At 33.6% G+C, this 25,546-nt stretch carries 27 protein-coding genes; 18 read left to right on the forward strand and 9 right to left on the reverse strand.

Annotated features, from left to right (window positions below):
• Positions 1–44 precede the first annotated feature (44 nt).
• Entirely contained in the window at positions 45–1,538 is a 1,494-nt protein-coding gene (gene putP, locus J3U19_RS03760; protein WP_416380253.1) for a sodium/proline symporter PutP, read from the reverse strand.
• A 262-nt stretch (positions 1,539–1,800) separates the two neighbouring features.
• Here putP and nth point away from each other — a divergent pair, with 262 nt between their 5' ends.
• Entirely contained in the window at positions 1,801–2,439 is a 639-nt protein-coding gene (gene nth / locus J3U19_RS03765; RefSeq protein ID WP_267340336.1) for an endonuclease III, read from the forward strand.
• A gap of 6 nt (positions 2,440–2,445) precedes the next feature.
• The gene (gene smrB / locus J3U19_RS03770; protein ID WP_267340335.1) at positions 2,446–2,988 is read left to right on the forward strand and encodes an endonuclease SmrB; all 543 of its coding nucleotides are present in this window, start codon (positions 2,446–2,448) and stop codon (positions 2,986–2,988) included.
• Positions 2,989–3,608: 620 nt separating this feature from the next.
• On the opposite strand, the gene cgtA is transcribed toward smrB, so the two are convergent.
• The 4 genes from cgtA to rplU form a co-directional block, all read right to left on the reverse strand.
• The gene (gene cgtA, locus J3U19_RS03775; protein ID WP_267340333.1) at positions 3,609–4,769 is read right to left on the reverse strand and encodes an Obg family GTPase CgtA; all 1,161 of its coding nucleotides are present in this window, start codon (positions 4,767–4,769) and stop codon (positions 3,609–3,611) included.
• A complete protein-coding gene (locus J3U19_RS03780) occupies positions 4,756–5,733 on the reverse strand; it encodes a DMT family transporter (protein WP_267340332.1) in 978 nt (325 codons plus the stop codon). The genes cgtA and J3U19_RS03780 overlap by 14 nt, the downstream gene beginning before the upstream one ends.
• A gap of 86 nt (positions 5,734–5,819) precedes the next feature.
• Positions 5,820–6,080 (reverse strand): 50S ribosomal protein L27, encoded by a 261-nt coding sequence (gene rpmA, locus J3U19_RS03785; RefSeq protein WP_025314437.1) that lies wholly within the window; start codon positions 6,078–6,080, stop codon positions 5,820–5,822.
• Positions 6,081–6,095: 15 nt separating this feature from the next.
• Positions 6,096–6,404 (reverse strand): 50S ribosomal protein L21, encoded by a 309-nt coding sequence (rplU, locus tag J3U19_RS03790; protein WP_025314436.1) that lies wholly within the window; start codon positions 6,402–6,404, stop codon positions 6,096–6,098.
• A 227-nt stretch (positions 6,405–6,631) separates the two neighbouring features.
• Here rplU and narX point away from each other — a divergent pair, with 227 nt between their 5' ends.
• Together narX and narL are read left to right on the forward strand one after the other, a co-directional pair.
• Positions 6,632–8,440 (forward strand): nitrate/nitrite two-component system sensor histidine kinase NarX, encoded by a 1,809-nt coding sequence (gene narX / locus J3U19_RS03795; protein ID WP_267340329.1) that lies wholly within the window; start codon positions 6,632–6,634, stop codon positions 8,438–8,440.
• Positions 8,441–8,443: 3 nt separating this feature from the next.
• Positions 8,444–9,097 (forward strand): two-component system response regulator NarL, encoded by a 654-nt coding sequence (gene narL / locus J3U19_RS03800; RefSeq protein ID WP_267345466.1) that lies wholly within the window; start codon positions 8,444–8,446, stop codon positions 9,095–9,097.
• A 144-nt stretch (positions 9,098–9,241) separates the two neighbouring features.
• On the opposite strand, the gene cysG is transcribed toward narL, so the two are convergent.
• From cysG to nirB, 4 genes are read right to left on the reverse strand one after another with little or no spacing between them, the layout of a single operon-like run.
• A complete protein-coding gene (gene cysG, locus J3U19_RS03805) occupies positions 9,242–10,615 on the reverse strand; it encodes a siroheme synthase CysG (protein WP_267340325.1) in 1,374 nt (457 codons plus the stop codon).
• 38 nt (positions 10,616–10,653) lie between these two features.
• Positions 10,654–11,421, reverse strand: a complete 768-nt coding sequence (gene nirC / locus J3U19_RS03810) for a nitrite transporter NirC (RefSeq protein ID WP_267345468.1) — start codon at positions 11,419–11,421, stop codon at positions 10,654–10,656.
• Between the two features lie 25 nt (positions 11,422–11,446).
• The gene (gene nirD / locus J3U19_RS03815; protein ID WP_267340323.1) at positions 11,447–11,779 is read right to left on the reverse strand and encodes a nitrite reductase small subunit NirD; all 333 of its coding nucleotides are present in this window, start codon (positions 11,777–11,779) and stop codon (positions 11,447–11,449) included.
• A gap of 1 nt (position 11,780) precedes the next feature.
• On the reverse strand, positions 11,781–14,306 hold the full coding sequence (gene nirB, locus J3U19_RS03820) for a nitrite reductase large subunit NirB (RefSeq protein ID WP_267345470.1): 2,526 nt from the start codon (positions 14,304–14,306) through the stop codon (positions 11,781–11,783).
• Positions 14,307–14,611: 305 nt separating this feature from the next.
• On the opposite strand from nirB, the gene J3U19_RS03825 reads away from it, so the two are divergent.
• The 14 genes from J3U19_RS03825 to agp all read left to right on the forward strand — a co-directional run bounded on the left by J3U19_RS03825 (position 14,612) and on the right by agp (position 25,507).
• A complete protein-coding gene (locus J3U19_RS03825) occupies positions 14,612–15,112 on the forward strand; it encodes a MarR family winged helix-turn-helix transcriptional regulator (RefSeq protein WP_267340321.1) in 501 nt (166 codons plus the stop codon).
• Positions 15,113–15,185: 73 nt separating this feature from the next.
• Complete coding sequence (locus J3U19_RS03830) at positions 15,186–16,298, forward strand: HlyD family secretion protein (RefSeq protein ID WP_267340319.1); 1,113 nt, start codon at positions 15,186–15,188, stop codon at positions 16,296–16,298.
• Positions 16,295–17,464: an ABC transporter permease gene (locus tag J3U19_RS03835; protein WP_267340318.1), complete on the forward strand. Its 1,170-nt coding sequence runs from the start codon at positions 16,295–16,297 to the stop codon at positions 17,462–17,464. The genes J3U19_RS03830 and J3U19_RS03835 overlap by 4 nt, the downstream gene beginning before the upstream one ends.
• A gap of 403 nt (positions 17,465–17,867) precedes the next feature.
• Entirely contained in the window at positions 17,868–18,650 is a 783-nt protein-coding gene (agaR, locus tag J3U19_RS03840; RefSeq protein WP_267345471.1) for a transcriptional repressor AgaR, read from the forward strand.
• A gap of 48 nt (positions 18,651–18,698) precedes the next feature.
• Positions 18,699–19,868, forward strand: coding sequence for an SIS domain-containing protein (locus J3U19_RS03845; protein WP_267340315.1), 1,170 nt, complete (start codon positions 18,699–18,701; stop codon positions 19,866–19,868).
• 37 nt (positions 19,869–19,905) lie between these two features.
• A complete protein-coding gene (gene agaV, locus J3U19_RS03850; RefSeq protein ID WP_267345473.1) occupies positions 19,906–20,388 on the forward strand; it encodes a PTS N-acetylgalactosamine transporter subunit IIB in 483 nt (160 codons plus the stop codon).
• Positions 20,389–20,408: 20 nt separating this feature from the next.
• A complete protein-coding gene (agaW, locus tag J3U19_RS03855; protein ID WP_267345475.1) occupies positions 20,409–21,191 on the forward strand; it encodes a PTS N-acetylgalactosamine transporter subunit IIC in 783 nt (260 codons plus the stop codon).
• A complete protein-coding gene (locus J3U19_RS03860; protein WP_267345476.1) occupies positions 21,181–22,077 on the forward strand; it encodes a PTS system mannose/fructose/sorbose family transporter subunit IID in 897 nt (298 codons plus the stop codon). Before agaW ends, J3U19_RS03860 begins: the two co-directional genes overlap by 11 nt.
• Before the next feature lie 9 nt (positions 22,078–22,086).
• Entirely contained in the window at positions 22,087–22,524 is a 438-nt protein-coding gene (gene agaF, locus J3U19_RS03865; RefSeq protein ID WP_267340309.1) for a PTS galactosamine/N-acetylgalactosamine transporter subunit IIA, read from the forward strand.
• A gap of 85 nt (positions 22,525–22,609) precedes the next feature.
• Entirely contained in the window at positions 22,610–22,732 is a 123-nt protein-coding gene (locus J3U19_RS03870; protein WP_267340307.1) for a hypothetical protein, read from the forward strand.
• Positions 22,729–23,013: a hypothetical protein gene (locus J3U19_RS03875; RefSeq protein ID WP_267340306.1), complete on the forward strand. Its 285-nt coding sequence runs from the start codon at positions 22,729–22,731 to the stop codon at positions 23,011–23,013. Before J3U19_RS03870 ends, J3U19_RS03875 begins: the two co-directional genes overlap by 4 nt.
• Positions 23,014–23,199: 186 nt before the next feature.
• Positions 23,200–23,331 carry a hypothetical protein gene (locus tag J3U19_RS11535; RefSeq protein ID WP_416380241.1) on the forward strand — a complete coding sequence of 44 codons (132 nt, stop codon included), beginning with the start codon at positions 23,200–23,202 and terminating at the stop codon, positions 23,329–23,331.
• A gap of 292 nt (positions 23,332–23,623) precedes the next feature.
• On the forward strand, positions 23,624–24,190 hold the full coding sequence (locus J3U19_RS03880; protein WP_267340305.1) for an endonuclease/exonuclease/phosphatase family protein: 567 nt from the start codon (positions 23,624–23,626) through the stop codon (positions 24,188–24,190).
• Between the two features lie 69 nt (positions 24,191–24,259).
• Positions 24,260–25,507, forward strand: a complete 1,248-nt coding sequence (agp, locus tag J3U19_RS03885; protein WP_267345477.1) for a bifunctional glucose-1-phosphatase/inositol phosphatase — start codon at positions 24,260–24,262, stop codon at positions 25,505–25,507.
• The last annotated feature ends 39 nt before the right edge of the window (positions 25,508–25,546 follow it).

Raw genomic sequence — 25,546 nt, forward strand, 5'->3', positions numbered from 1 at the left:
TATTAATTTTTTTACGATTTATATTTTATTATTTAAATAATAATCTATTGTGTCTTGTTATGATAACGTTTATACGCTTGTTTAAAATGATCTTCCACTATTTCATTAGGTTTTTTATCAAAAAGACTAAAAATCATAATACCAATAGAGGCAAATAAAAATCCAGGAATAAGCGAATAAAGATTAAACCAATTAAAATTAATCCAAAGCAATACAGTTACTGCACCAATTATCATACCAGCTAATGCACCATTACGTGTCATACGTGACCAAAAAACAGAAAATACAATAATAGGTCCAAATGCTGCACCAAAACCAGCCCATGCGTGACTGACCAAATCAAGTACACTGTTATTTGGATTAATTGCTAATAATATTGCGATAATTGATACAATTAGTACCATTATACGCCCTACCCAAACAAGCTCTTTTTGTTTTGCTTTCGGTCTAAAAAATGCACGATAAAAATCTTCTGTTAATGCACTTGAACAAACTAATAACTGGCAACTTAGAGTACTCATAACCGCAGCTAAAATAGCTGCCAGCAAAACACCTGCAATCCAAGGATTGAAGAGTAATTTTGACAATTCAATAAAAATACGCTCATGTTTACCATTATTGATCAGATAAGATAAATCAGGATGATGGGCAAAAAACGCAATACCAAAAAAACCAACAGTAATTGCGCCTCCTAAGCATAAAAGCATCCATGTCATACTAATTCTACGAGCATTTTTCATCACATCATGGGAGTCTGCAGCCATAAATCTAGCTAAAATATGAGGTTGACCAAAATATCCAAGCCCCCATCCCAATAGTGAAATAATAGCGACAAAATCCATATGAGCAAATAAATTAATGTAATTAGGATTAAGCGACTCAATATAATTCATTGCATCAGTAAATCCACCTGAGTTTATCATAACCATGATTGGCGTTAAAATAAGTGCAAACATCATTAAACTAGCTTGAATCGTGTCAGTCCAACTTACTGCTAAAAATCCACCAATAAATGTGTAAGCTATCGTTGCTCCAGCACCGGCTAACATAGCCCACCCATAACTCATACCAAATGTACTTTCAAACAATTTCGCTCCCGCAACAACACCGGAAGCGCAATAAATAGTAAAGAAAATAAGAATAATGATAGCTGAAATAATACGAAGTAATGAGCTTTTATCATCAAATCGACGAGCAAAGTAATCGGGTAAAGTTAAAGAGTTATGGTTAATTTCGGTAAAAACACGCAGTCTCCCAGCAATCAGTAACCAATTAAGATATGCACCAATTATTAAACCAATTGCAATCCAGCTTTGTGAAATACCAAATAAAAAAACAGCACCAGGAAGTCCCATCAACAACCAACCACTCATGTCAGAAGCTCCAGCAGAAAGTGCTGTCACCACGCTACCGATACGACGTCCACCTAATATATAATCACCAAAGTTTTGTGTTGCGCAAAACGCAAAAAAACCAATTGCAATCATTCCTAAAATGTACACAGCAAAGGTGACAATCATTGGTAACGACATTTTTATAATATACCCTGTAAAATGAAATTAAAAATAGTTGGCTAGCTTATCATAAAAAGCTTATGCTAAAAAGCAGGCTATTTATGGATATCTGTAAGCAAGAAATAAAAGATAACTTAATGCTAACATTAAGAATATTCAACTTATATAATAATAGCTATGTTTCTTTCATAGGTATGGGCTATTTAAAAACTCAATTTAACTTACAGATAAACCCTAAATTAAAGTATATAATAAACGGTAAATTACTTTTAGATATAACTATTTTGTGAAACAATTAACTCGAATTCAAATTTTAGAAAGACTGAAAGAACACATTAAAGATCCAACAACGGAGCTTGTATACAAGACTCCTTTTGAATTACTTATTGCGGTTGTACTTTCAGCTCAAGCTACTGATATTAGTGTCAATAAAGCAACAAAACCATTGTTTTCTGTTGCCAATACTGCTGAACAAATTTTAGCGCTTGGCGTTGATAAATTAAAAGACTTTATTCGCACAATTGGTCTTTATAATAGCAAAGCGGAAAACATCATAAAAACATGTAAAATATTAGTGGATAAATATCAAGGTCAAGTACCAGAAAACTTTGATTCACTTATTGCATTGCCTGGTGTTGGCCGAAAAACTGCAAATGTAGTATTAAATACTGCTTTTGGTTGGCCAACAATTGCGGTTGATACCCATATCTTTCGTGTCAGTAATAGAACAGGTTTCGCACCAGGTAAAACAGTAGAAGCTGTTGAAGAAAAATTATTAAAAGTTGTACCGGAAAAATATAAAATTAATTGCCACCACTGGTTAATTCTACACGGTCGTTATACTTGTATTGCCAGAAAACCTAGATGTGGTGCATGTGTAATTGAAGATCTGTGTGAATTTAAAGAAAAAATTTACCCTGAGTAAAAAATAATGCTAGATAAATATAAATTAACCCAAGATGATATCAACTTATTTAAAAATAGCTTTGGAGATGCCAAAAAGTTAAAACAAGATACTGTGCTACACAAACCACAAAAGCGTTCACAAAAAGTAATAGAAATCCAAAAACAGCAATATGAAAAAATTAATGCTGAATTTTATTTTTCTGACGATTATCAACCACTATTACAAGAAGATCCCATTCGATATAGTAGAAAAAATGCTGATCCTAACGAAGTTAAAAAATTACGACGCGGTTTTTATGAGCCTGAATTTTTTTTAGATTTACATGGCTTAACACAACAAGAAGCCAAAAAAGAGATAGCCGCGCTTATTGCAGCTTGTTTGCGAGAAAAAAATCCTTGTGCATGTATTATGTATGGACATGGAAAAAACATATTAAAAAAACAAACACCAATGTGGCTTGCACAGCACCCAAAAATTCTTTGCTTTCATCAAGCACCAAAAGAATTTGGGGGCAATGCTGCGTTACTTATTTTATTAGATATCAATGATGAATTAGCAAATAATTAATCATTGCCAATTAAAACATTTGAATATATATCAAAATCTCGCCAAATTTTTATCACTAATGCTCTACTTGCAATATTTACAGTTGTATAAGTATATTACTAATGAGTAACAATAAATTATGTAGAGATTCATCATATATTATTCACAAGAATTATAACGATGATTAATTACTGTCATATAACGTATATGAATATTTTAAAAATAATTAAAATTGAATAATAAGGTATGAATACTTTATATTGAAAATGTGTCTTAGAAATAGAAATTCAATATCAATATACGATAACAAATATAATTTAATATTATGAAAGCAAAAAAGCCAGCCTAGATAAGCCAAGCTGGCAAACATTGGAAGCAATGTGAGCAATGTCATACTTTATTAGAAATCTTTCAGAGTTCTAATAAAGCACAAATTAATGATAATGATTCTCATTATTAAAAGCAAGCATTTTTTTGGACTTTTTTAAAAATAAATTTTCCATACATTATTTTAAAAAAAGATTAATATCCAACCAAATAAAAAAGAAACGAAATGAGTAGAGGCGGTTGCCTCTACTTGTAATAGATAATTTTATAAAGTAGCTAAATTTGATAGAATGTAGAATAGAGTACAAACTTTCTTATTTTTGATAAATGAATTCAATACCCTCTTCATCACTTTCGTCCCAATCATCAAAATCATCATCAAAAGCTTCATCTATTACTTGTTGGTGATAATCATCCCACATAAATTCTACTTTTTCAGCTGATGATTCTTCTTGTTCAGCTTCACGCGGATGAGCATTCATGTATTCCATCAAATCCCAACAAAGAGCTTTTACTCCTTCATGTTTAACTGCAGAAATAACATAAAATTTGTCTTGCCAATCAAGTGCTTTAGCAATTTCTCCTGCACGTTTAGCACTCTCTTCAGCACCCAACACGTCCATTTTATTAAATACTAACCAACGTGGTTTATTGGCTAATTTTTCACTATACTGATGTAATTCCTGGATGATTACTTTTGCATTTTCAATAGGATCAGATCCATCTATGGGAGCAATATCAACCAAATGAACTAATACACGGCAACGTTCAAGATGTTTTAAAAAACGAATACCAAGACCGGCTCCATCTGATGCGCCTTCAATTAAACCTGGAATGTCAGCAACAACAAAACTTTGTTCATTATCCATTCTTACTACACCCAAACTTGGAACTAAAGTTGTAAATGGATAATCAGCAACTTTTGGTTTAGCGGCAGAAACTGAACGAATAAAGGTTGATTTACCCGCATTTGGTAAACCTAACATTCCCACATCAGCAAGTAACAATAATTCCAAAAGCACATCACGCTTTTCACCTGGAGTTCCATCGGTTTTTTGTCTTGGCGCGCGGTTTACAGATGATTTAAAACGGGCATTACCCAAACCATGGAATCCACCTTTAGCAACTAATACTTTTTGTTGGTGGTGTGTTAAATCACCGATAATTTCACCAGTGTATTTATCGGTAATACGTGTTCCTACTGGTACTTTAACAGTAATATCTTTGCCTCGTTTACCTGTACAATCTGAACCTTGACCGTTTTGTCCGCGTTCTGCGCGATAATTTTTTTCAAATTGAAAATCAACCAATGTGTTTAAATTTTCATCGGCAATAAAAAATACATCACCTCCATCGCCGCCGTCTCCACCATCAGGACCGCCTTTGGGTATATATTTTTCTCGACGAAAACCCACACAACCATTTCCACCATCACCGGCCTCTACTCGGATTGAAGCTTCATCAACAAATTTCATTATTCTTCCCCTTTTTCCGGTTAATTAGCCAACCTTTTCTTGGATGCCAAATATGGTGTCCAATAGTTGCAAACATAGCACCTGCAACAACAGATATTGCACCAATATAACCTAAAATATTTAAATATTGCATAGCAAATTTTTCTGGCCAAATTAACGCAAACAAATCGGAAAAGATTAGTGCAAATAATGGCGTTAAAGTTGTTATAGCGCTAACTTGTGCTGCTTGCCAGCGTTCCATGGCCATCACTAATGCACCATAAGCAATAATGGTATTTAAACCACAAAATATGATAGCAAACAATTGTGTACCGTCGGCATTAGCTATAATACTCGGTGATGCAAAAGGCCATAAAAAGACAGCACAAATAAGGTAAATTAACCAAAGTAACTGTTCCGCACGTAATTTTTGCAATAAAACTTTTTGAGCCAGCGCATAACCTGCCCATGAAACCGAAGCAAGTAAAGCGAGCCATACGCCAATGCCATAAGTAGACATATTAGCAAAAAGATCAACAATATTTTTATTAAAAAATAGCCCTAATCCAATCAACAATATTGTTATACCAATAATTTGCGTTGTTCTTAACCTTTCTTTAAAAATAAATGCACTTGAAATCATAAATATTACAATACCCATTTGACCAACAACTTGAGCTGTTGTAGCACTAAGATACTGCACTGCTGTAGCAAATAATGCAAAATTACCTAATAAACCAAAACCTGCAACCATCAACAAAATAAAACGACGACGTTTTTTAAAAATGGCTAAATTTGGAAATTGTTTTTTAAATGCAAGCCAAATAGTAATACCAATTGCCGAAATAGAAAGTCGTGACCATGCTAAAGTTAATGGGTCAATAACGACTAACGCATATTTCATTGCAATCGGCACAACGCCCCACATCACCGCAGTTAATATGGCCAACGCAAAACCTAATTTTACATTTTGCTGTTTTATCATATTGCAACTAATTTATAAGAATTTCAAGAAATGAAAAAAGCCCCACAATAACTGTGAGGCTTCTATAACTTCCAAACCGTTTTTAATTAACTGTTAGCAATTACACTAACATAACGACGGTTTTTAGGCCCTTTAACTTCAAATTTTACTTGTCCATCAATCAAGGCAAATAGAGTATGATCACGACCACAACCTACGTTAGTGCCTGGGTGGAATTGAGTTCCACGTTGACGAACTAGAATATTACCAGCAAGAACTTCTTGAGAACCATAACGTTTAACACCTAAACGTTTACTCTGGGAATCACGACCATTACGTGATGAACCACCTGCCTTCTTATGTGCCATTGTTCGATACTCCTATTAAGCGATTGCAGTGATCTTCACATCAGTAAACCACTGACGGTGACCTTGTTGTTTACGATAATGTTTACGACGACGGAATTTAACAATCTTCACTTTATCGCCGCGACCATGTTCAACAATCTCTGCTTTAATTGTTGCACCTTCAACAAACGGAGCACCAACTTTGATGTCTTCACCATTTGCTACCATTAAAACTTTATCGAAAACAACTTCCGCACCTGTTTCGACTTCAATTTTTTCCAAGCGAACGACTTGTCCTTCGCTAACTCGGTGTTGCTTACCACCACTTTGGAAAACTGCGTACATACTTAACTCCGCAATAAAAAACAGACGATTATTTGATTGAACATAGATGTCTGTATGATTAATCTTATAGGGCGTGAATTTTACGCAAAATTTATTCTTGTTGCAAGCGCTGTTTAGTAAAAGATCGCAAAAAGTTACAAAAAAGATCTGAGGTATACTGTTTTCACGTTACAATAATTATAAATTATTATTTATTTGAAATATTTGCAATCCTATAGAGTTTCAATATGTCAGGAAGAAAAGTTGGCTACAATGCCTCTATTACTAGTCGCTTAACACTACTTATGTTCATTTTAGGCAGTATTGCATTAGTAGCACTATCACTATCAATTAGAATCGCCAATGATACTAAAGGTAGTGCTTATATGATTAATCAATTAGGGCTACTTAGAATGAAGAGTTATCAACTTTTGACAATTATTCCAGTGCACCAAAATGATCATAATCGTCTTAATATTTTTGTAGATTTATCTTCCTCAAAACAATGTTTACAACTATTTGAGCATTATGGCTTAACCAATGAATTCAACCAATTAAAATATGAGTGGATGAGGAATATAGTACCAAAAATACAACAAGCCCAAAAAAGTGATGAAGTAAAAAATGATATAGATAACTATGTTGATCTCACTAATAACTTGGTACACAAAATTGATCTAAAAACGGAAAAGCAAATCCATTATATTTTTCAGTTACAATTAGTATTTATTGTCATCATTATAATTTCCTTAATTATCCAAATTTACTATTTACGCCGCTACATTTTAGTTCCATGGCAAAAACTCATTGATATGGCAGAAGCCATTTCAAAGCATAACTTCAGCGAACGTTTTAATATTCAGAAAAAAAAGAATGAATTTGATTTACTTGGGTTAGCTTTTAATAAAATGTCAGAACAAATTGAATCACAATATTTATTACTTGAACAGCGCGTTACCGAAAAAACTTCTGAATTACAGAAGACCAATCAAATTATTTTATTTCAATATTATGCAACCAAGCAACTGCATACTTCAGAACCACTATGTGAGCGTTTTCTTAAAATACTACGAGAATTAGAAGAATTGGTCCCCCTAACTCAATTTCAAATTCGTTTTTATGAATCTAATAATCCAGAACATTATCAACAAATCAGTTATGATAACCAACAAAAATTACCCTATTGTCTTAATCCCAAATGTAATGCTTGTTTAACTCCCTCAAAAATCTATCAAAAAAATGGGATTCAACGCCTTTGGTATCTTCAAGAAAATGGTGAAAAATATGGCGTTTTATTTGCTATTCAACCATCTAACATCACATTAAGCATTGAGCAAGAAAATCTAATTACTGGATTAATTGAACAAATGACCACAGCAATTATGCTTGATAGACAAATTGAAAAGCAAAAACAATATTTGTTAATGAAAGAGCGTTCGGCAATGGCGCGCGAACTTCATGATTCGATAGCCCAATCGCTATCTTGTTTAAAAATTTATCTCAGTTGCTTACAGATGCAATCTGACTTGAATTCACCAACCAGCGCTGATCTACTCACGACTATGCGCAAAGAAGTGAATGTTACTTACTCTCAACTAAGAGAGTTAATTACCTCTTTTCGTTTACGTCTAAATCAAACAGGATTTTATGCAAGCTTAATCGAGTTAGTAGAAGAGTTTAATGACAAATTAAAATTCAATATTCAACTTGAATATCAATTGCCTTTAAATATCATTAATAGCAAATATGCTTTTCATTTATTACAGTTTATTCGTGAAGCACTGAATAACGTATATAAACATGCAAAAGCTTCCTGTGTAATAATAAAATTAGAAATGGATAATAATCAAATTATTACACTAAATATAAAAGACAATGGGATAGGCTTTCAAAATCAAATTAAACAAGATCACCATTATGGTCTTATTATTATGCGAGATAGAATTGAGATATTAAATGGTAATCTAATTATTGATAGTAAACCCAATAAAGGAACACAAATTGTGGTAACATTTAAAGCTATGAAAGCCATTCCATTAAAAATAGTAGAAGATTAACCAATGGAACAAATTAAAAGTTCAATATTACTTATTGACGATCACCCTATGTTACGAAATGGTGTAAAGCAATTAATCCACACCGTCAATCATTTTGAAATAGTTGATGAAACAGGGTCAGGAATAGAAGGAATAAAACTGGCTGAAGAGCTTGATCCAGATATTATATTACTTGATATTAATATACACGATGTTAATGGTTTAGATATTCTTCGAAATTTACGTGAAAAAAATATCTCAAGTCGTATCATTATTTTTACCGTATCAAATGCAAAAGAAGATATTATTACGGCTCTTAAAATAGGTGCTGATGGTTACCTATTAAAAGATATGGAACCAGAAGATTTTCTCAAAGCGTTACAAGATATTTCAATTGGAAAAGTAATAATGGATGATACAATTTCGCATATTATTCTTAATTATATGCGTCATGGCGAAGAACCGACAACCAAACCGATCCATGATGTCAGCCTTCTCACCCCTAGGGAGCATGAAATATTTCATCTATTAGTGCAAGGACTATCCAATAAACTAATAGCCAAAGATTTAGATATTGTCGAAAGTACAGTAAAAGTTCATATCAAAAGCATATTCAAAAAACTTAACTTCAAATCTCGCATGGAAATGACAGTATGGTATTTACAAAGTAAGGAATAACTCAAGTAATGAAAACAAATAGATTTAATTTATATAGAACAACAATTATTGAAAATCAATTAGTTACAATTTTTAAAAATAAAATAATCTATAAATAACAGACAAGTATATGACTAACAGGTAACATTTACTTGCCTATTAAAGTTAATGATTAGAAAACCAATTTAATTTTTCACGCAGTGCAACCACTGACCCAATAAAAACTAGACTCGGACTTCGTGCTTGCAAAGCCAGATTCGCTAAATCGTTCAATAAACCAGTAATGACTCTTTGCTTAGTACTTGTTCCCTCCTCGACAATTGCAATAGGTGTTTGAGCATTCATACCATGTTTAATCAATTGATTCCGGATGTTTTCCGCTTGAGAAAGCCCCATATAAAAAACTAAAGTTTGTTTTTCCGCCGCTAAGCTCTGCCAATCCAAATGATCTCCATTTTTTAAATGCCCTGTAACCAAACGTACGCTATGTGCATAATCACGATGTGTTAATGGTATACCACTATATGCAGAACAACCAGAAGCAGCAGTTATACCGGGCACTACTGAGAAAGGGATATTAGCATTAAATAATGTTTCAAGTTCCTCTCCACCACGACCAAAAATAAAAGGATCTCCCCCTTTTAAGCGTACTACACGTAATCCTTTTTGAGCTTGTTCTAACAAGATTTGGTTAATTTGTTCTTGTGAAACACAATGATATCCCACCCGTTTACCAACAAAAATACGCTGAGCATCGCGACGAACAAGATTCATAATTTCATCTGATACTAATCGATCATAAACTATGATATCAGCTTGTTGAATTTGCTGTAGTCCTTTTAATGTTAATAAGCCAGCATCACCTGGCCCTGCGCCAACTAAAACAACTTCTCCGCGATCATCAAGTGACATATTAAATAATTCACTAGTTAATAATTCAATACGTTCTGAATCATTATTTGCAATAGCTTGTGCTAACCTATCATGGGTAAATAACTTTTCCCAAAATCGGCGACGTTCTGTTAATGTTTTATAACTTAATTTGACTTTATTACGTAAATAACCAGCATATTTGGCTAATTTACCTAAATGTTGTGGTAAAATAGCCTCTAATTTTTCACGTAATAATCGTGCTAAAACGGGAGCATGACCCGCAGATGAAACCGCTACCATAATTGGTGAACGGTCGATAATTGAAGGCATAATGAAGCTAGCATTTTTAGGAGAATCAACCACATTACAAAAAATACGTCGATTTTCGGCTTCAATACTTACTTGTTGGTTAGTTTTGTCATTGTCAGTAGCAGCAATAACCAACCATTTATCATCAAGTAATTGAGCTCTAAATTCATCTTGAACTAAAATTAATTGCTTTTGATCTTGCCAACACAAAAATTGTTGGCTAAAAGTGACCGCATTAACAGTAAGATTAGCCCCAGCCTCAAGCAACAAACGAGCCTTTCGTTCAGCAATTTCACCCCCCCCAACCAACAAACAATTACGATTTTGTAATTTACAAAATAAAGGAAAATAATCCATAACTCTGTCATTCCTGTACTTTAACTATGTAATTGGTACTAAGGACGTTCTGATTTAGGTGTTGCATACCAATATCCTAACCCCATAAAAATAGCACCAGAAACAATATTACCCAATGAAACCCATAATAAATTATGACCTATATCAGCTAATGTGTAATTATCACCATGGTTACCAAACCAAGATAAAGAAAAAAGTGTCATATTGGCAACAGAATGTTCATAACCACAAGCAATAAAAGCCAGTAAACACCACCAAATAGCAATAAATTTTGCAGATCCTTCAACGCGATTTGCCATCCAAATAGCTAAACATACTAACCAGTTACATAAAATACCACGAAAAAATAAAGCACTAGCTGGCGCTGATGTTTTAGCTAACGCTGCACCATGTACTAAACTGGTATCAGTTGATAATAAAGGAGTTGCAGCATAGAAGTAAATTAATGAAACAAAAATTGAACCTAGCAAATTGCCTAACCAAGTTTGCGGTAATACAAACCACATCTGTTTATGAGTAATGCTTTTACATTTCACACCAAAGGTTAAAAACATGATATGACCCGTAAATAATTCAGAACCAGCAATTATGACTAACGTTAAAGCAATCCCAAATGTTGCCCCCATTAATAATGGTCTTAAGGCAGGATCAATTAAATTACCAAGCGTAAAAATAAGAATAATACCAAGCCCAACATATGCGCCAGCCATAGCTGAACTTAACCAAAATCCGAATGGATTAAATTTTGCAAATTGAACAATGCGTGCCGCATTAGCGGCACATTTATTGATAGTATCGCTATACATAACAAAGTTTTCCCTTTAAATAAATTTAATCCGCTTTTACTTGTACAAAGCCATCATCATTCACTTTCACTTCATAGTGAGGGATACAATTATTTTCATCATCATAACAATAGCCATCTTTTAATCGAAAACGTTGTTTTTTTAGTGGACTAGCAACCCATAAATCATCATCATGCTGACCAATAATGCCACGTGACAACACACTAGCATGAGCAAAAGGGTCAATGTTACTTATCGCATAAAGTTTGTTGGAATGGTAAGGTCGAAAGATCGCTACATGTGTTCTTCCAACTAACGCACAAACACCTGCTCCAGGCAGTATATTATCTATTTTACAAACAGTTACCCAATCCGTCATATTATTGCTCCTCAAATATTGCATAGCGTTCTTGTAAACTTGCTGGGCGATGTTGATTTCGCTCAGGAATAAACTGAACATTTTCATCTCGTTTGTTGCTATTGATAAAGTGAGCAAATCGATATTGATTTTCCGGATGTTCAATTGTCTGCTTCCATTCACATACAAATAAACTGCGTAAACGAGTCATTTCTGTTTCTAGGTCATCATTAATACCAAGTTTGTTATCAATAATCACACTACGTAAATAGTCAACACCTCCTTCCATATTTTCAAGCCAAACAGACGTACGTTGTAATTTATCTGCGGTACGAATATAGAACATAATAAAACGATCGAGATACTGAATTAATGTAGCTTTATCTAAATCGGCCGCCAGTAAATCAGCATGACGAGGCTTCATTCCTCCATTACCACAGACATATAGATTCCACCCATTTTCAGTAGCAATCACACCAATGTCTTTACTCTGTGCCTCTGCACATTCACGAGTACAACCTGATACTCCTAATTTAAATTTATGGGGAGCACGAATGCCTTTATAACGATTTTCCAACTCCACGCCAAAACTAACGCTATCTCCTACACCAAAACGACACCATGTGCTACCGACACAGGTTTTTGCCATCCGTAAGGCTTTAGCATAAGCATGACCACTTTCAAATCCAGCATCAATTAGCTCTTTCCAAATAGCCGGCAGATCATCTTTTTGCGCACCAAAAAGACCAATACGTTGTGAACCAGTAATTTTAGAGTAGAGATGATATTTTTTAGCTATCTTTCCGACGGCGATCAGTCCTTCAGGCGTAATTTCTCCACCTGCACTACGAGGTATAACTGAATAAGTACCATTTTTTTGAATATTACCGAGAAAGATATCATTACTATCTTGCAGAGGGATCAAATCTTGACGCAAAATATAATCATTCCAACATGAGGCTAATAACGAAGCTATCGTTGGTTTGCAAATTTCACAACCATAACCAATACCATATTTTTTTATCACCTGCTCAAATGTTGTCAGCCCTTCAACTCTAATCAGATGATATAGTTCTTGGCGAGAATATTTAAAATGTTCACAAAGTGCATGACTGACTTCTATACCTTGTTTTGCTAATTCCGTATTGAGAATTTGTGTAACCAAAGGTATACACCCTCCACAACCTGTACCAGCTTTAGTTTGAGCTTTAATCGCAGCTACAGTATGGCAGCCTGCATTAATGGCATTAATGATTTTTTCTTTAGTAACATCAAAGCAAGAGCAGATTTGAGCTGAATTTGGCAACGCATCGACACCCATTGTTGGTTTAGAACCAGTATATTCTGGCAAAATCAAAGTATCAGGGTGTTCAGGTAGATCCATGTTATTGAGCATCAATTGTAATAAATTACTGTAATCTGCCGTATCTCCCACTAAAACAGCACCCAATAATTTTTTATTATCATTAGATACAACTAATTTTTTGTAAACAGGGATAGTTTCATCTAAATATACATAACTACGGTTACCCACAGCTTTAGCTTTGGCATCGCCAATACTTCCAACATCAACGCCCATCAATTTTAGCTTAGCACTCATATCAGCACCCTCAAATGAGGCACTGCCACCAAGCAAATGTGCAACAGCAATTTGAGCCATTTTATAACCAGGAGCCACTAAACCAAAAATTTTGCCTTGCCAACATGCACATTCGCCAATAGCATATATATCAGGATCGGACGTTTGACAATAATCATTGATTACAATGCCTCCACGGTCACCAATGTCTAACTGACAATCGCGCGCTAACTGATCATTTGCACGAATGCCAGTAGAAAAAATGATAAAGTCGATTTCTAGCGATGAACCATCAACAAATTTCATTACTTTACCTTTTGGTGTATGCAAAATTTCTTGGGTGTTTTTGCTGGTATGTACACTAACCCCCATTTCTTCAATTTTATGGCGCAATTGTTCACCACCCATCACATCAAGCTGTTCAGCCATTAAAACGTTGGCGAACTCAACTACATGGGTTTTTATACCTAAATTTTTAAGCGCTCCGGCTGCTTCAAGTCCAAGCAAACCACCTCCAACTACGGCCCCAGTTTTGCAATGACGAGCACATTGTGCAATAGCGTCTAAATCTTCAATAGTACGATAAACAAAACAATCAGATCCATCAGCACCTTTAATTGGTGGAATCCAAGCATATGAACCTGTCGCTATCACTAACTTGTCGTACTCAACAATTCGCCCAGTTTGTGAATACACTTGTTTAAGCTGACGATTGATTAAAATCACACTTTCATTTAATAAAACATTGATGTGATTTTCTTCATAAAATCCATCACGAACAAGCGATAATTCTTCGGCAGTAAAGCCAGAGAAGTAAGAAGAAAGGTGTACCCTATCATAAGCGACTCTAGGTTCTTGACAAAAAATTGTAATATTGAATTGATCAGACTGTATTTTGTCGATAATTTCTTCGACAAAATGATGTCCAACCATCCCATTACCAATGATAACGAGATTGGTTTTACTCATACTAAAGCTCCAATTTATTCTAATTTAAATAATCAATTTTGATACTATCCACATTGTATGAAACTTTATACGGAATATAATTACTCTCAAGGGTTACTACTTTAGTAGTAATCTCAAATAATATTATTTAAATACATTATGTTATTTATATTTTATATTTAAGTAAAATTAAAAATGTTACAGCCCCTTTGAAAACAGGCTTGTTAATTAGTCATTAACAGATATAAAAAAATCAAATAAAAAATGATTGCCAATTAAGATTAAACCAGTATAATTAGCCGACTAAATAAATTGAGTAATGATAATTGAATTACAAGTTAAGAAAGCTTCCATCTCGTGAGACATTAGCACGAGCACAAAGATTTAATGATGATATTATCGACGTATCGGGTATTGACCTAGTTTTAAGTTTGATAACAACAGCTGATTTGATTCGTTCAAATATTTATGCACAACTTACTAAAGATTATGACGTTTCTGAAGGTAAGTTTGCTTTGTTAATGTCATTATATTCTGAAGGTGAAACCAGTGCTGGCGAACTTGCACTACGTATAGGAGTAACTCCAGCAACCGTATCAGTTATGGTCAAGCGAATGTTGACCACATCCAATCCATTAATATCCATGACAAAAAACGAGGAAGATGGTCGTTCACGTTTGATAACTTTGACAGAAGCTGGAATAACACTTATTCAAAATGCATTACCCGATCACCTTAAATCGATTCGTACTTTTGCACAGGTACTAAACTCGCAAGAACAAGAATCTTTAATACTTATGTTACGTAAATTATTACGAAATAACTGACTTCAATGAAAATTGAAGTCGTTCTTTTTAATTAAATACTTAGCTGACTAAATAAATGGAAAATAAGCTATATATGAAAAAAAATGTCAAAATTCCGGTTATCTTTTTACTTCTCCTATTTGTTGGATCGTTTTTAATCTTTTTGGGCTCTCGAAATGATGCGGTAACGGTTGCTAAAAGCATTAAATCAGGCGTGTTAACGGCTGATGAAATTAATGTGGCTTTTCAGAATGTAGGAGGTAAAGTCATTAAGCGATTTGTAGAAGAATCACAAATGGTTAAAAAAGGGGATCCTTTAATGCAATTAGAGGACGTCGATACAAAATTAGCAATTGATCGATTACAAGCATTGGTTGATAGTCAAAGAGCTGCGGTCAATCAAGAACAAGCTGCAATTGAAATCACAGAAAATGAAACCAATCTTTCTGAACTATCTACTTGGCGAAAAATAGAAGAAGTAAAAGCAAGCTTAGAATCGGCAAAATCTGCTAGAAATTTAGCTAGCACTGAGTTTGATCGGCAAACACAATTACGTAAAACAGGTGGAAATTCACAATCTCAACTTGATAATGCTCGTAATACTTTTATTGGAGCAAAAATGCAAGTTGTCCAAATTGAAAGCCAGCTATCGACATTAATGATTGGTGCTACATCAGAACAAGTCAGCCAATTTGAGAAAACGCAAAATGCCACTGGCATGTCACTACAATCAATTACAATTGCCAGACAAAAGCTTAAAAATCGCCAAAATCAATTAGCACAACTTAAAGCACAGTTAGCTCAAGGCGAAGCTGATTTAAAACAGTTGCAAATTAATTATCAACGACTGACGTTAAAAGCACCTGAAGATGGTAAAGTCTTAAAACTGATGTTTGAAGATGGTGAATTGGCACCAACAGGCGCACCCGCTGTATTATTAGAAACTGATCGTAAATATATCGATATTTACGTGAATGAAAAAATGGTTAATAACTACCAACCAGGTACAACTGTTAAAGCAAATGTGATTGCTTTGGATAAAAAAGTAAAAGGTAAGGTTCGTTTTGCTACAGCAGCACCATCTTTTGCTGATTTACGCATGACTCGAGAACGAGGTCAAGCCGATTTAACGTCTTATCAGGTCAGAATATATATGGAATCCATTCCAAAACTATTAACCGGAATGACACTTGAGGTTGAACAATGATGCAAAACATCATTAAATCTATTCAAGAAGAGCTTGATGCAATGTTATCAGGCTACTTTATCCCGTATTACAAGGTTGCTATAGGGTTAGCCGCTATTGTTGCGCTTATTTTTTCTATAGTACTAAGCCATAGTTCGGTATTTGAAGGAAAAATTGCAGTTATTGACCTTGATGGTTCTAATTATTCGACTGAATTAATTAGTAAAATAAATACGTCTTCTTACATTGAAGTTTCGGAAGTAATCAGATCGCCGGTTAACCCTATAACTTTAGTTTCTCATGACCGTAATTTAGGAGTGTTATATATTCCTAAAGGGTTAGAAAAGAGTTTAAAAAAAGGGGATCAAACTGTTCGTTTAGGTTACTTTGCTGATGATACGAATGAAGCCCAAAATGCTAAAGTACTTCAAAATCTCAACGAATATATACCTGAATTAGGTGCAGAACTAAGTGTGGGTAAAGTTTCTTCATTAGGGTTTGGTCGAGAAGGTACCGAAGCAACCTTATCACCTATGCAGCTAAAATCTCGTAATCTATTTAACCCAGCAAGTTCATCAACGATTTCTACCATCATCTATTTTGTTTACTTTTTCTCATCTTTAACATATGGATTAACATCATTGATGATTATAGGTCGTTTAAAAGTTACTGGCATGTGGAATACCGTTTTAGAAAGAGGATTTGTCGCTTTATTGGCAAGAACAATACCTTATGCATTGTTTTATACCACCGGATTAACATTGATTACCGCAGTACTAGTTTTATTTGGACAACTGCGTTTTGATGGTAATTATTTCGTATTTGTACCTAGTATATTTATGACAGGGCTAGCATTTGGTTGGTTAGGTTTTTTACTCTCCTGGAAAACAAATAATCCAGGTGAAGGTGCAAGTAAAATGGTATTTTTAGTACCTCCAGGTTTTATTATGGGGGGATCAACAATGGCTGTTGGTATTATGCCAATATGGGCTTATTATGTTAGCCACGCCTTTCCTTTAGTTTGGTTATTCCGTTTTTTCCGAGATATCGCTATGCGTGGGCGTTCACTCATTGATATGCTGTCCACTTATGGAATGTTTATTATTTATTTAACTGTTATTGCATTTGTGGTAATGATAGTTTTTAACCAAGTTAAAAAATCTACTTCTCAGCCGGAATTGAATTAAAAAATCCAGTTATTGAAACTATAAAATGGTTTCAATAACTTTCTCACACTAATTTTTTCCTCTAATCATTTTTACATTAAATCTGCCCAAAATGAGTATTATTTTAAATCAAATTACCAAATTTGTGATAAACATCACTTTATAAAATGAAATTACGTACTTTCATTTCTGATTCAAAAAATTTTTAATCATTATTTATTTTTTTGTTAACTATTTGAATAAGAATAATAATTATTATTTATCTGAAATATAATTTTATTTTCATTCTTTCACTTATTTTCAAATGAAATGATTTTTTGTTTTTTTTAAGCAAAATCCATTTTGTGACTTATTTATCATTTTTCAGTCCCTTACATATGTTCAAATCTAATAACAAAATGAAAGGTTAACAAGTTACAACTTTATGACTAATGAAATCATGAACACTTTACAGCGTCGAGAAAAAATTATTCATGTACTCGGTAAAGAAAATACCGTATCAGTAAATAAGTTAAGTAAACTTTTTAATGTTTCTACCGTCACAATCCGTAATGATCTTCGCCACTTAGAGCAAAAAGGCTGCGTATTACGTTCTTATGGGGGAGCAATGATAAATAAAACTTTCGCTTTTGATAGACCTTTATTTGATAAAAGTCGCATAAATTCAATAATAAAAAATAAGATTGCTAAAAAAGCTGCCAATATGGTAAATGATGGCGATAGAATTATTCTCGATTCAGGCTCAACAACCTCTGCAATGGTGCCATATTTAGGTAAAAAACAGAATTTAATCGTTTTTACAAATGCGATTAACATTGCTTACGAATTAACCATCAATACAAATATAGAAGTGATCATAGCTGGCGGTAATATTAGAAACAAGGCTTACTCTATTTCAGGTCCAACCGTTGAGCAACAATTAAAGATGTACCACTTTAATAAATTATTTTTAGGTGTTGACGGATTTGATCTCAATGCAGGTATTACAACTCCCAATTTTGGTGAAGCTTCGGTTAATAGAGCAATGTGCCAAGTTTCTGAACACATTATTGCAGTAACAGATTCAACAAAGTTTGGTCGGAAAAGTTTCTGCACGATAGAAAAAATTCATCTTATTCACACAATAGTGACTGATTCAAAAATTTCCAAAGATCATTTAATGCAATTCCATTCATTAGGTATTAACGTGGAAATTGCAGATATATAGATGATCTTATTTTTAACCAAATGATCACTCAAAGGTAGGATCTAAATTATGCAAAAGTACTTAAATTATTCACTAGATTGGCTTAAAAAGCACGGTGCAGAACATACTGCTAAAGAAATCTGTCAACAACCTAAAATTTGGCGTGATTTACTACAGTTAATTGATCGAAACAGAACCCAACTACAAACATTTTTAAAACCTTTGCTGTCTGATCCGAGTTTAGAAATTATTTTGACTGGAGCTGGATCATCGGCTTTTGGTGGTGTTGCTCTTGCTCCGTGGTTAAGGGAGCATACTCATCGAAACGTGCATGCCTATGGCACAACGGAAATTGTTGCTGACCCACTACAATATTTTTCACCAAATAAAAAAACGTTAATGGTGTCATTTGCTCGTTCGGGAAATAGTCCTGAAAGTGTGGCAACGGTTAAATTAGCCGATCAATTAATTTCTGATTGTTATCACTTATTTTTAATATGTAACCCAAACTGTGCTTTAATCGATTATGCAACATCTAACAATTCATCAAATCGTATTCTTCAACTAGTCATGCCAGAAGGAGCTCATGATTTAGGTTTTGCTATGACCTCAAGTATTAGTAGTATGATGCTTGCAGCATTACTCCTTTTAGGAAATATTGATCATGTGATGGCACATAAGGCTGTAATGGAAATTGCTCGTGTCTGTGAACAAAAAATAGAAAGTTGGCAGCAAATAACTAAACAATTAGCACATAAAAACCATGAAAGAGTTATTTATATCGGTAGTAGCTGTTTTATTGGTGTCGCTCAAGAGTCTGCATTAAAAATTCTTGAACTAACAGCGGGTAAAATAGTTTCTCGATTTGATTCAATTTTAGGTTTACGTCATGGTCCTAAATTTATGATTAATTCACAAAGTTTAGTTGTTTGCTTCTTCACTAATGAACATTATACACATCAATATGATACTGATTTATTTAATGAATTAATTAATGACCATATCGCAACCGATGTGTTTGTATTATGCGGAAAAAGTAGCAGTAATAAACAAAATATACTTACAGTAAATGGAGATTATTCAGATTGCTGGCTCATCTTCCCATACCTTATTTTTTCCCAAATGCTTGCATTTGAAAAATCATTAAATAATGGTTTAACACCTGATAATCCTTGTCCAACAGGTGAAGTTAATCGAGTAGTAAAAGGCGTTACTATTTACCCATTTAATCAAATTTAGGGTATCCAATTATCACAAAACAAAGGATGTAAAACGTATGAACATTCCGAATATTCTTATGACGCGCATTGATAATCGCTTAGTTCATGGTCAAGTTGGGGTGACTTGGGTCAATGCACTTGGAGCTAATTTATTATTAGTTGCTAATGATAATGCAGCACAAGATCCTGTACAACAAAATCTTATGGATATGGTTATTGCAGAGAGAATACAAACCCGTTACTTCACTTTACAAAAAACCATCGACATTATTGGGAAAACAGCCGAACGACAAAAAATATTTATTGTTTGTAAAACACCACATGATGTTTTAACTCTCGTTAAAGGAGGCGTACCAATCAAATTTGTTAATGTAGGTAATATGCATTTTTCAGAAGGAAAAAAACAAATTCATAAAACAGTATCTATTGATGAAGAAGATATAGCTGCTTTTAAAGAACTTGAAAAATTAGGTGTAAAATGTGAGATTCGCCGTGTGCCAGATGAAGCTGGTCAAAAAATAATAGATCTACTTGATTAATCCTAATACGGGAGCAAACTATGGTAATCGATGCAATATTAATTGGACTACTAGCAGGTATTGCTGGTGTAGATTTATTTGATGGGCTAACTCATTTACATAGACCTATTGTAATTGGTCCTTTAGTTGGATTGATCTTAGGTGATATAAAAACAGGGTTATATGTTGGAGGTTCATTAGAGCTAGTTTGGATGGGAATGGTACCATTAGCAGGAGCGCAACCACCTAATGTTGTCATTGGCGGAGTAATTGGTACAAGTTTTGCAATTTTAACTCATGCCGATCCTAAAGTTGCCATTGGTATTGCCGTACCATTTGCTATAACGGTACAAGGTTGCATTACTATCTTATTTACCATCTATTCACCAATGATGCACAAATGTGATCGCTATGTTGATCAACTTAATTTTAAAGGTATTGAATGTGTCAATTATCTTGGCATGATTATCCTGTTTTGCTTTTATTTTATTGTCGCATTTTTACCAATTTACTTTGGCGCTGATATGGCAACAGATTTAGTAAAAAAATCACCACAATGGTTACTTGATGGATTGAGCATTGCTGGTGGGATGATGCCCGCAATCGGTTTTGCTATGTTAATGAAAATTATGATGAAAAAAACATATATTGCTTATTTCATTCTAGGTTTTCTTAGTGTGACATACCTTAACTTACCAATTTTAGCAATTGCATTAGGTGCTTTAGCAATAGCGATGATTGATTTCTTTAATGATAGCCAAGTCAATAACGATAATAACAAATCAGTACAGGCAAGTTCTGTAGAGGTGGAAAATGGTATTTAATGACGAAAATGACAGCAAAATGGCAGCAAAAGCAGAAAAACGTATGGAACAATCATTGTCAACAAGCAAAGTATCAACTGATACTTATATTGATCAAAGTCAAAATGTAACATTAACTAAAGTTGACATTAATCGAATGGCATTTCGTTCCTTAGCTTTACAAGCCTCATTTAATTATGAACGTATGCAGGCTGGAGGTTGGCTTTATACTATTTTGCCTGCACTACGTAAAATTCATAAAAACTCAGATGACTTAAAAAACTCAATGCATATGCACATGGAGTTTATAAATGTCCATCCGTTTGATGTTACCTTTTTATCTGGTTTAGTTTTAGCAATGGAAAAAGGTAAAGAAAATATTTCAACAATACGTTCAATTAAAGTTGCTTTAATGGGACCTTTAGGTGGTATTGGAGATGCACTATTTTGGTTAACATTGTTACCTATTTGTGCTGGAATTGGTGCTTCATTAGCACTAGAAGGTAGTTTTTTGGGACCAATAATATTTTTATTAATATTTAATTTAGTCCATTTCGGATTACGTTTTGGTCTTGCTCATTATGGTTATCATGCTGGTACTAGCGCATTACCTTTATTAAAAATTCATACAAAACGCATTTCACATGCAGCATCAATCATCGGTATGACAGTTATTGGTGCATTAGTGGCTTCTTATGTACATCTATCCACACCATTAGAGATCAATGCTGGTAAAGCACATATTGCTCTACAAGCCGACGTATTAGATAAACTCATGCCAAATTTATTACCGTTAGGATTTACATTATTTGTCTATTATTTAATGAAACGTAATTTCTCGCCTGTAAAATTAATCGGTTTAACAGTGGTAATTGGCATATTTGGTAAATTAGTTGGTTACTTATAGAGGTTGATTATGTTAGGTGTTATTTTAACAGGTCATGGTGGCTTTGCCACTGGTCTTTATGAAGCTGTAGTACAAATCATTGGAAAACAAGCACAGTTTACTGCGATTAACTTCCCAGATGGGATGAGTACTAAGATACTAGAACAACAACTCACTGATGCCTTAAAAAAGTGTGATAAAGGTGATGGTGTAATATTTTTTACTGATATCTTAGGAGGCACTCCATTTCAATTAGCCGCACGGTTAAACTATCAATTTAATCATGTTGAGATAATTAGTGGTACAAATTTACCAATTTTATTAGAAATGTTATTACAACGTGATGAATTAGATGCTGAAAATTTTCGTCTGAGAGCATTAGATATTGGTAAATCTAGCATAACCAGCTTATGGAGTGAAAACCACAGAAAATCAATTGATAAAAAGGAATATTCAGATGGAATTTGAAAAAATATAGGCAAGCAAATAAAGTCTGTTCATACAATATCAAAATTTTACCTGCATTAATAGATACCCACATTTTCATGGAGAAATGAACGCAGATATAATGGATGCAATACATGAAGCACTTAATACAATGAGCCATTTCTTAGTACAACATGGTATTGGTGCGTTTTTAGCTACGACTGTTACAGAAAGTCAATCAGAGTCATGATTGGGCATACTAATGCAGACTATCAAACAACAAAAGCGGAACTACTTGCTGGTGCCAGTGGGGTTGTGCACTGTTATAACGGCATGTCAGGATTGCATCATCGTAATCCAGTTGTAGTTGGTGTAGCACTAACAATTGATAATTGCCAAACTCAAATTATCATAGATGGTCATCATGTACATCCTGCCGCAGTTAATATCTCTTATAAATGTTGTGGCAAAAACTTACTATTAATTAGCAATGCAATGAGAGCAACAGGGATGTCTGATGGTAATTATTAATTAGGCAAATTAAAAGTACATCTCCAAAATGATGTTGTACGTACAAAAGATGGAGGGCTAGCGGGAAGTACTTTAACAATAAATTGTGGAGTTAATAATCTTGCTAATTATGCGAAGATTTCATTTGAACAAGCATGGTAACATGGTAGTTCTTATCCAGCAAAAGCATTAGGCATAGATCATTACTTGGGTGATATTGCCATAGGAAAACAAGCTAATCTAGTACTTTTAAATGCGAATAATCAACTATTGGCAACTATAGTAAATGGCAAGATTGTTTATCGAACATCAGTAGATGTTAACGATATTTTGATTTAAAAATCCATAAAAATTTTTTCATCAAAGTAAGAATCAACGATGTTCTTTTCTTAGGAATAAAAATGTTTATCAAATCAATTTTCATCACTTTTATAGTATTATTAGAATGTATAAGTACTATTACTGATGCTGACTTAATCAAAATTATGTCATTTGATACTCATCATAGTGAAAAGCATGATGGAAGGATTAGCACGGCAAGCATTGCCAATATAATCATCACAGAAAGAGCTGATATTATTGTATTGTAAGAAGTTGATGATAAAACCAACGAACCAACAATGTTGATCAATTGGCTCAAATAGTAAAACTAGTTCACTTAAAGTATTATAAATTTAATGCATTTTTCGATTATGATGGTGGACAATATGGCATAGGAATTATGAGTCGTTACCCTATCATTGATTCATATAATATCTCTTTACCAAAAGGTTCAGAACCAAAGACTGCTTTGATGACAACAGTAAATATTAATGGAAAAAATCTCAATGTTATAGGAGTACATCTCTATCGCTCATTTGAAGAAAGGACATTACAACCCAAAGCCATTATTGACTATGTTCAGTCATCAACATTACCACTAATAGTGGCGGGCGATTTTAATACCACTCCAACCAACAGTTCACCGACTAAATACATGAATTCAAACATTGATCATAGTAAAGATAACACACTCATTCAATATTTGACTTCACATTGGAACCAATTAGAAAAAATGATAAATAAAATCTTATTTCCATCAAGAACTTTGTGGGATAAAGATGGAGAAAGACAAGTAGAAATCGATCATACCTTTATCAAAAATTTGGATATTAACAATGTAAAAGCACACTACCTAATTGAAAAAAATTGTAAGTGATCACCGACCACTTATAACAGAAATATTATGGTGATATTATCTCTTTAAAAGTGAATTAAGAGGTTTTTTATGAGGAAATTAAAAATAATATTAGCTTTGTCTTTTGTTTTATCTTTCTCTGTACAAGCAATAGAAACATTAGATAAGTATACCTTAGAACAAGTAATCGTATTTAGCCGACATGGTTTAAGAGCGCCACTTTCCAGTCCAACAAGTACACTTGGTAAAATTACACCAAATCAATGGCCACAATGGGATACACCTGCAAGTTATTTAACTGCTCGAGGAGGGGTACTAGAAAGTTATTTTGGTCATTACTTTAGTGAATGGTTTATTGATAATAAACTTTTAACTGGAAATACCTGCCCAAGTGAACATGAAGTGTATATTTACACCAACAGTTTACAACGTACTATCGCTACCGGTCAGTACTTTACGGTTGGAGCTTTTCCAGGTTGTATTATCCCAATTATGCATAAGGAAAAATTAGGTACCATGGATCCCGTATTTTTTCCTGTAATTCGTGATGATAACCCTAAGTTTAAAAAAATGGCAATCATTTCAATCAACCAAACAGCTAATGAAAAAGGTATTGAAGGGTTAAATCAAAAACTGAATCAAACTTATCAAGATCTGTCTAACATCCTAAATTATACTCAATCAACTAATTGTTTGACCGATAAACAGTGTGATTTTACCAATTTACCAACTCAATTTATTATTGAAAAAGGTAAGGAGCCCGGCATAACTGGTCCACTTCGAATTGGGACATCAATCGCAGATGCCTTTATTTTACAGTACTATGAAGGCGCACCATTGCAAGATATTGCTTGGGGAAAGATCAAAAGCAATCAAAAATTTGAACAATTAGTTTCTATAAAAGAATATTACAATTCAGTTTTATTTGGCGCACCTATTATTGCTAAACAGGTTGCCGCAAATTTAATTAACTATATTAATCAAGCTTTCTCTGAAAATAATCATACTAAATTTACTCTTTTAGTCGGCCATGATTCTAATGTAGCATCATTATTATCAGCATTAAAAATTAAATCTTATAAACTGCCGGATCAATTTGAAAAAACGCCAATTGGTGGCAAAATAGTGTTCCAAAAATGGCGAGATAATTATAGTGGTAAAACATTGATGAAAATTGAATATTTTTATCAATCAACCGATCAAATCCGAAATCTAACTCAATTAAATCGTAATAATCCACCCCATAAAGTAACATTAGCAATGGAAAATTGTCCAATTGACACAATGGGTTTTTGTTCGTTTTCAATCTTTAAAAAATTCATAAGCAATATAAATTAATAATGTCTAAATCCGTTGATAATATATTCAAATTAAGTA

This window comes from Gilliamella sp. B2828 (assembly GCF_026537125.1).
Taxonomy (GTDB): domain Bacteria; phylum Pseudomonadota; class Gammaproteobacteria; order Enterobacterales; family Orbaceae; genus Gilliamella.

What these genes read in the sequence shown, in the direction of transcription:
- smrB (WP_267340335.1), top strand. Translation starts at nt 2,446, where the DNA reads ATGCTAGATAAATATAAATTAACCCAAGATGATATCAACTTATTTAAA.
- cgtA (WP_267340333.1), bottom strand. Translation starts at nt 4,769, where the DNA reads ATGAAATTTGTTGATGAAGCTTCAATCCGAGTAGAGGCCGGTGATGGT.
- J3U19_RS03780 (WP_267340332.1), bottom strand. Translation starts at nt 5,733, where the DNA reads ATGATAAAACAGCAAAATGTAAAATTAGGTTTTGCGTTGGCCATATTA.
- rpmA (WP_025314437.1), bottom strand. Translation starts at nt 6,080, where the DNA reads ATGGCACATAAGAAGGCAGGTGGTTCATCACGTAATGGTCGTGATTCC.
- rplU (WP_025314436.1), bottom strand. Translation starts at nt 6,404, where the DNA reads ATGTACGCAGTTTTCCAAAGTGGTGGTAAGCAACACCGAGTTAGCGAA.
- narX (WP_267340329.1), top strand. Translation starts at nt 6,632, where the DNA reads ATGTCAGGAAGAAAAGTTGGCTACAATGCCTCTATTACTAGTCGCTTA.
- narL (WP_267345466.1), top strand. Translation starts at nt 8,444, where the DNA reads ATGGAACAAATTAAAAGTTCAATATTACTTATTGACGATCACCCTATG.
- cysG (WP_267340325.1), bottom strand. Translation starts at nt 10,615, where the DNA reads ATGGATTATTTTCCTTTATTTTGTAAATTACAAAATCGTAATTGTTTG.
- nirC (WP_267345468.1), bottom strand. Translation starts at nt 11,421, where the DNA reads ATGTATAGCGATACTATCAATAAATGTGCCGCTAATGCGGCACGCATT.
- nirD (WP_267340323.1), bottom strand. Translation starts at nt 11,779, where the DNA reads ATGACGGATTGGGTAACTGTTTGTAAAATAGATAATATACTGCCTGGA.
- nirB (WP_267345470.1), bottom strand. Translation starts at nt 14,306, where the DNA reads ATGAGTAAAACCAATCTCGTTATCATTGGTAATGGGATGGTTGGACAT.
- J3U19_RS03830 (WP_267340319.1), top strand. Translation starts at nt 15,186, where the DNA reads ATGAAAAAAAATGTCAAAATTCCGGTTATCTTTTTACTTCTCCTATTT.
- J3U19_RS03835 (WP_267340318.1), top strand. Translation starts at nt 16,295, where the DNA reads ATGATGCAAAACATCATTAAATCTATTCAAGAAGAGCTTGATGCAATG.
- agaR (WP_267345471.1), top strand. Translation starts at nt 17,868, where the DNA reads ATGACTAATGAAATCATGAACACTTTACAGCGTCGAGAAAAAATTATT.
- J3U19_RS03845 (WP_267340315.1), top strand. Translation starts at nt 18,699, where the DNA reads ATGCAAAAGTACTTAAATTATTCACTAGATTGGCTTAAAAAGCACGGT.
- agaV (WP_267345473.1), top strand. Translation starts at nt 19,906, where the DNA reads ATGAACATTCCGAATATTCTTATGACGCGCATTGATAATCGCTTAGTT.
- agaW (WP_267345475.1), top strand. Translation starts at nt 20,409, where the DNA reads ATGGTAATCGATGCAATATTAATTGGACTACTAGCAGGTATTGCTGGT.
- J3U19_RS03860 (WP_267345476.1), top strand. Translation starts at nt 21,181, where the DNA reads ATGGTATTTAATGACGAAAATGACAGCAAAATGGCAGCAAAAGCAGAA.
- agaF (WP_267340309.1), top strand. Translation starts at nt 22,087, where the DNA reads ATGTTAGGTGTTATTTTAACAGGTCATGGTGGCTTTGCCACTGGTCTT.
- J3U19_RS03870 (WP_267340307.1), top strand. Translation starts at nt 22,610, where the DNA reads ATGAACGCAGATATAATGGATGCAATACATGAAGCACTTAATACAATG.
- J3U19_RS03875 (WP_267340306.1), top strand. Translation starts at nt 22,729, where the DNA reads ATGATTGGGCATACTAATGCAGACTATCAAACAACAAAAGCGGAACTA.
- agp (WP_267345477.1), top strand. Translation starts at nt 24,260, where the DNA reads ATGAGGAAATTAAAAATAATATTAGCTTTGTCTTTTGTTTTATCTTTC.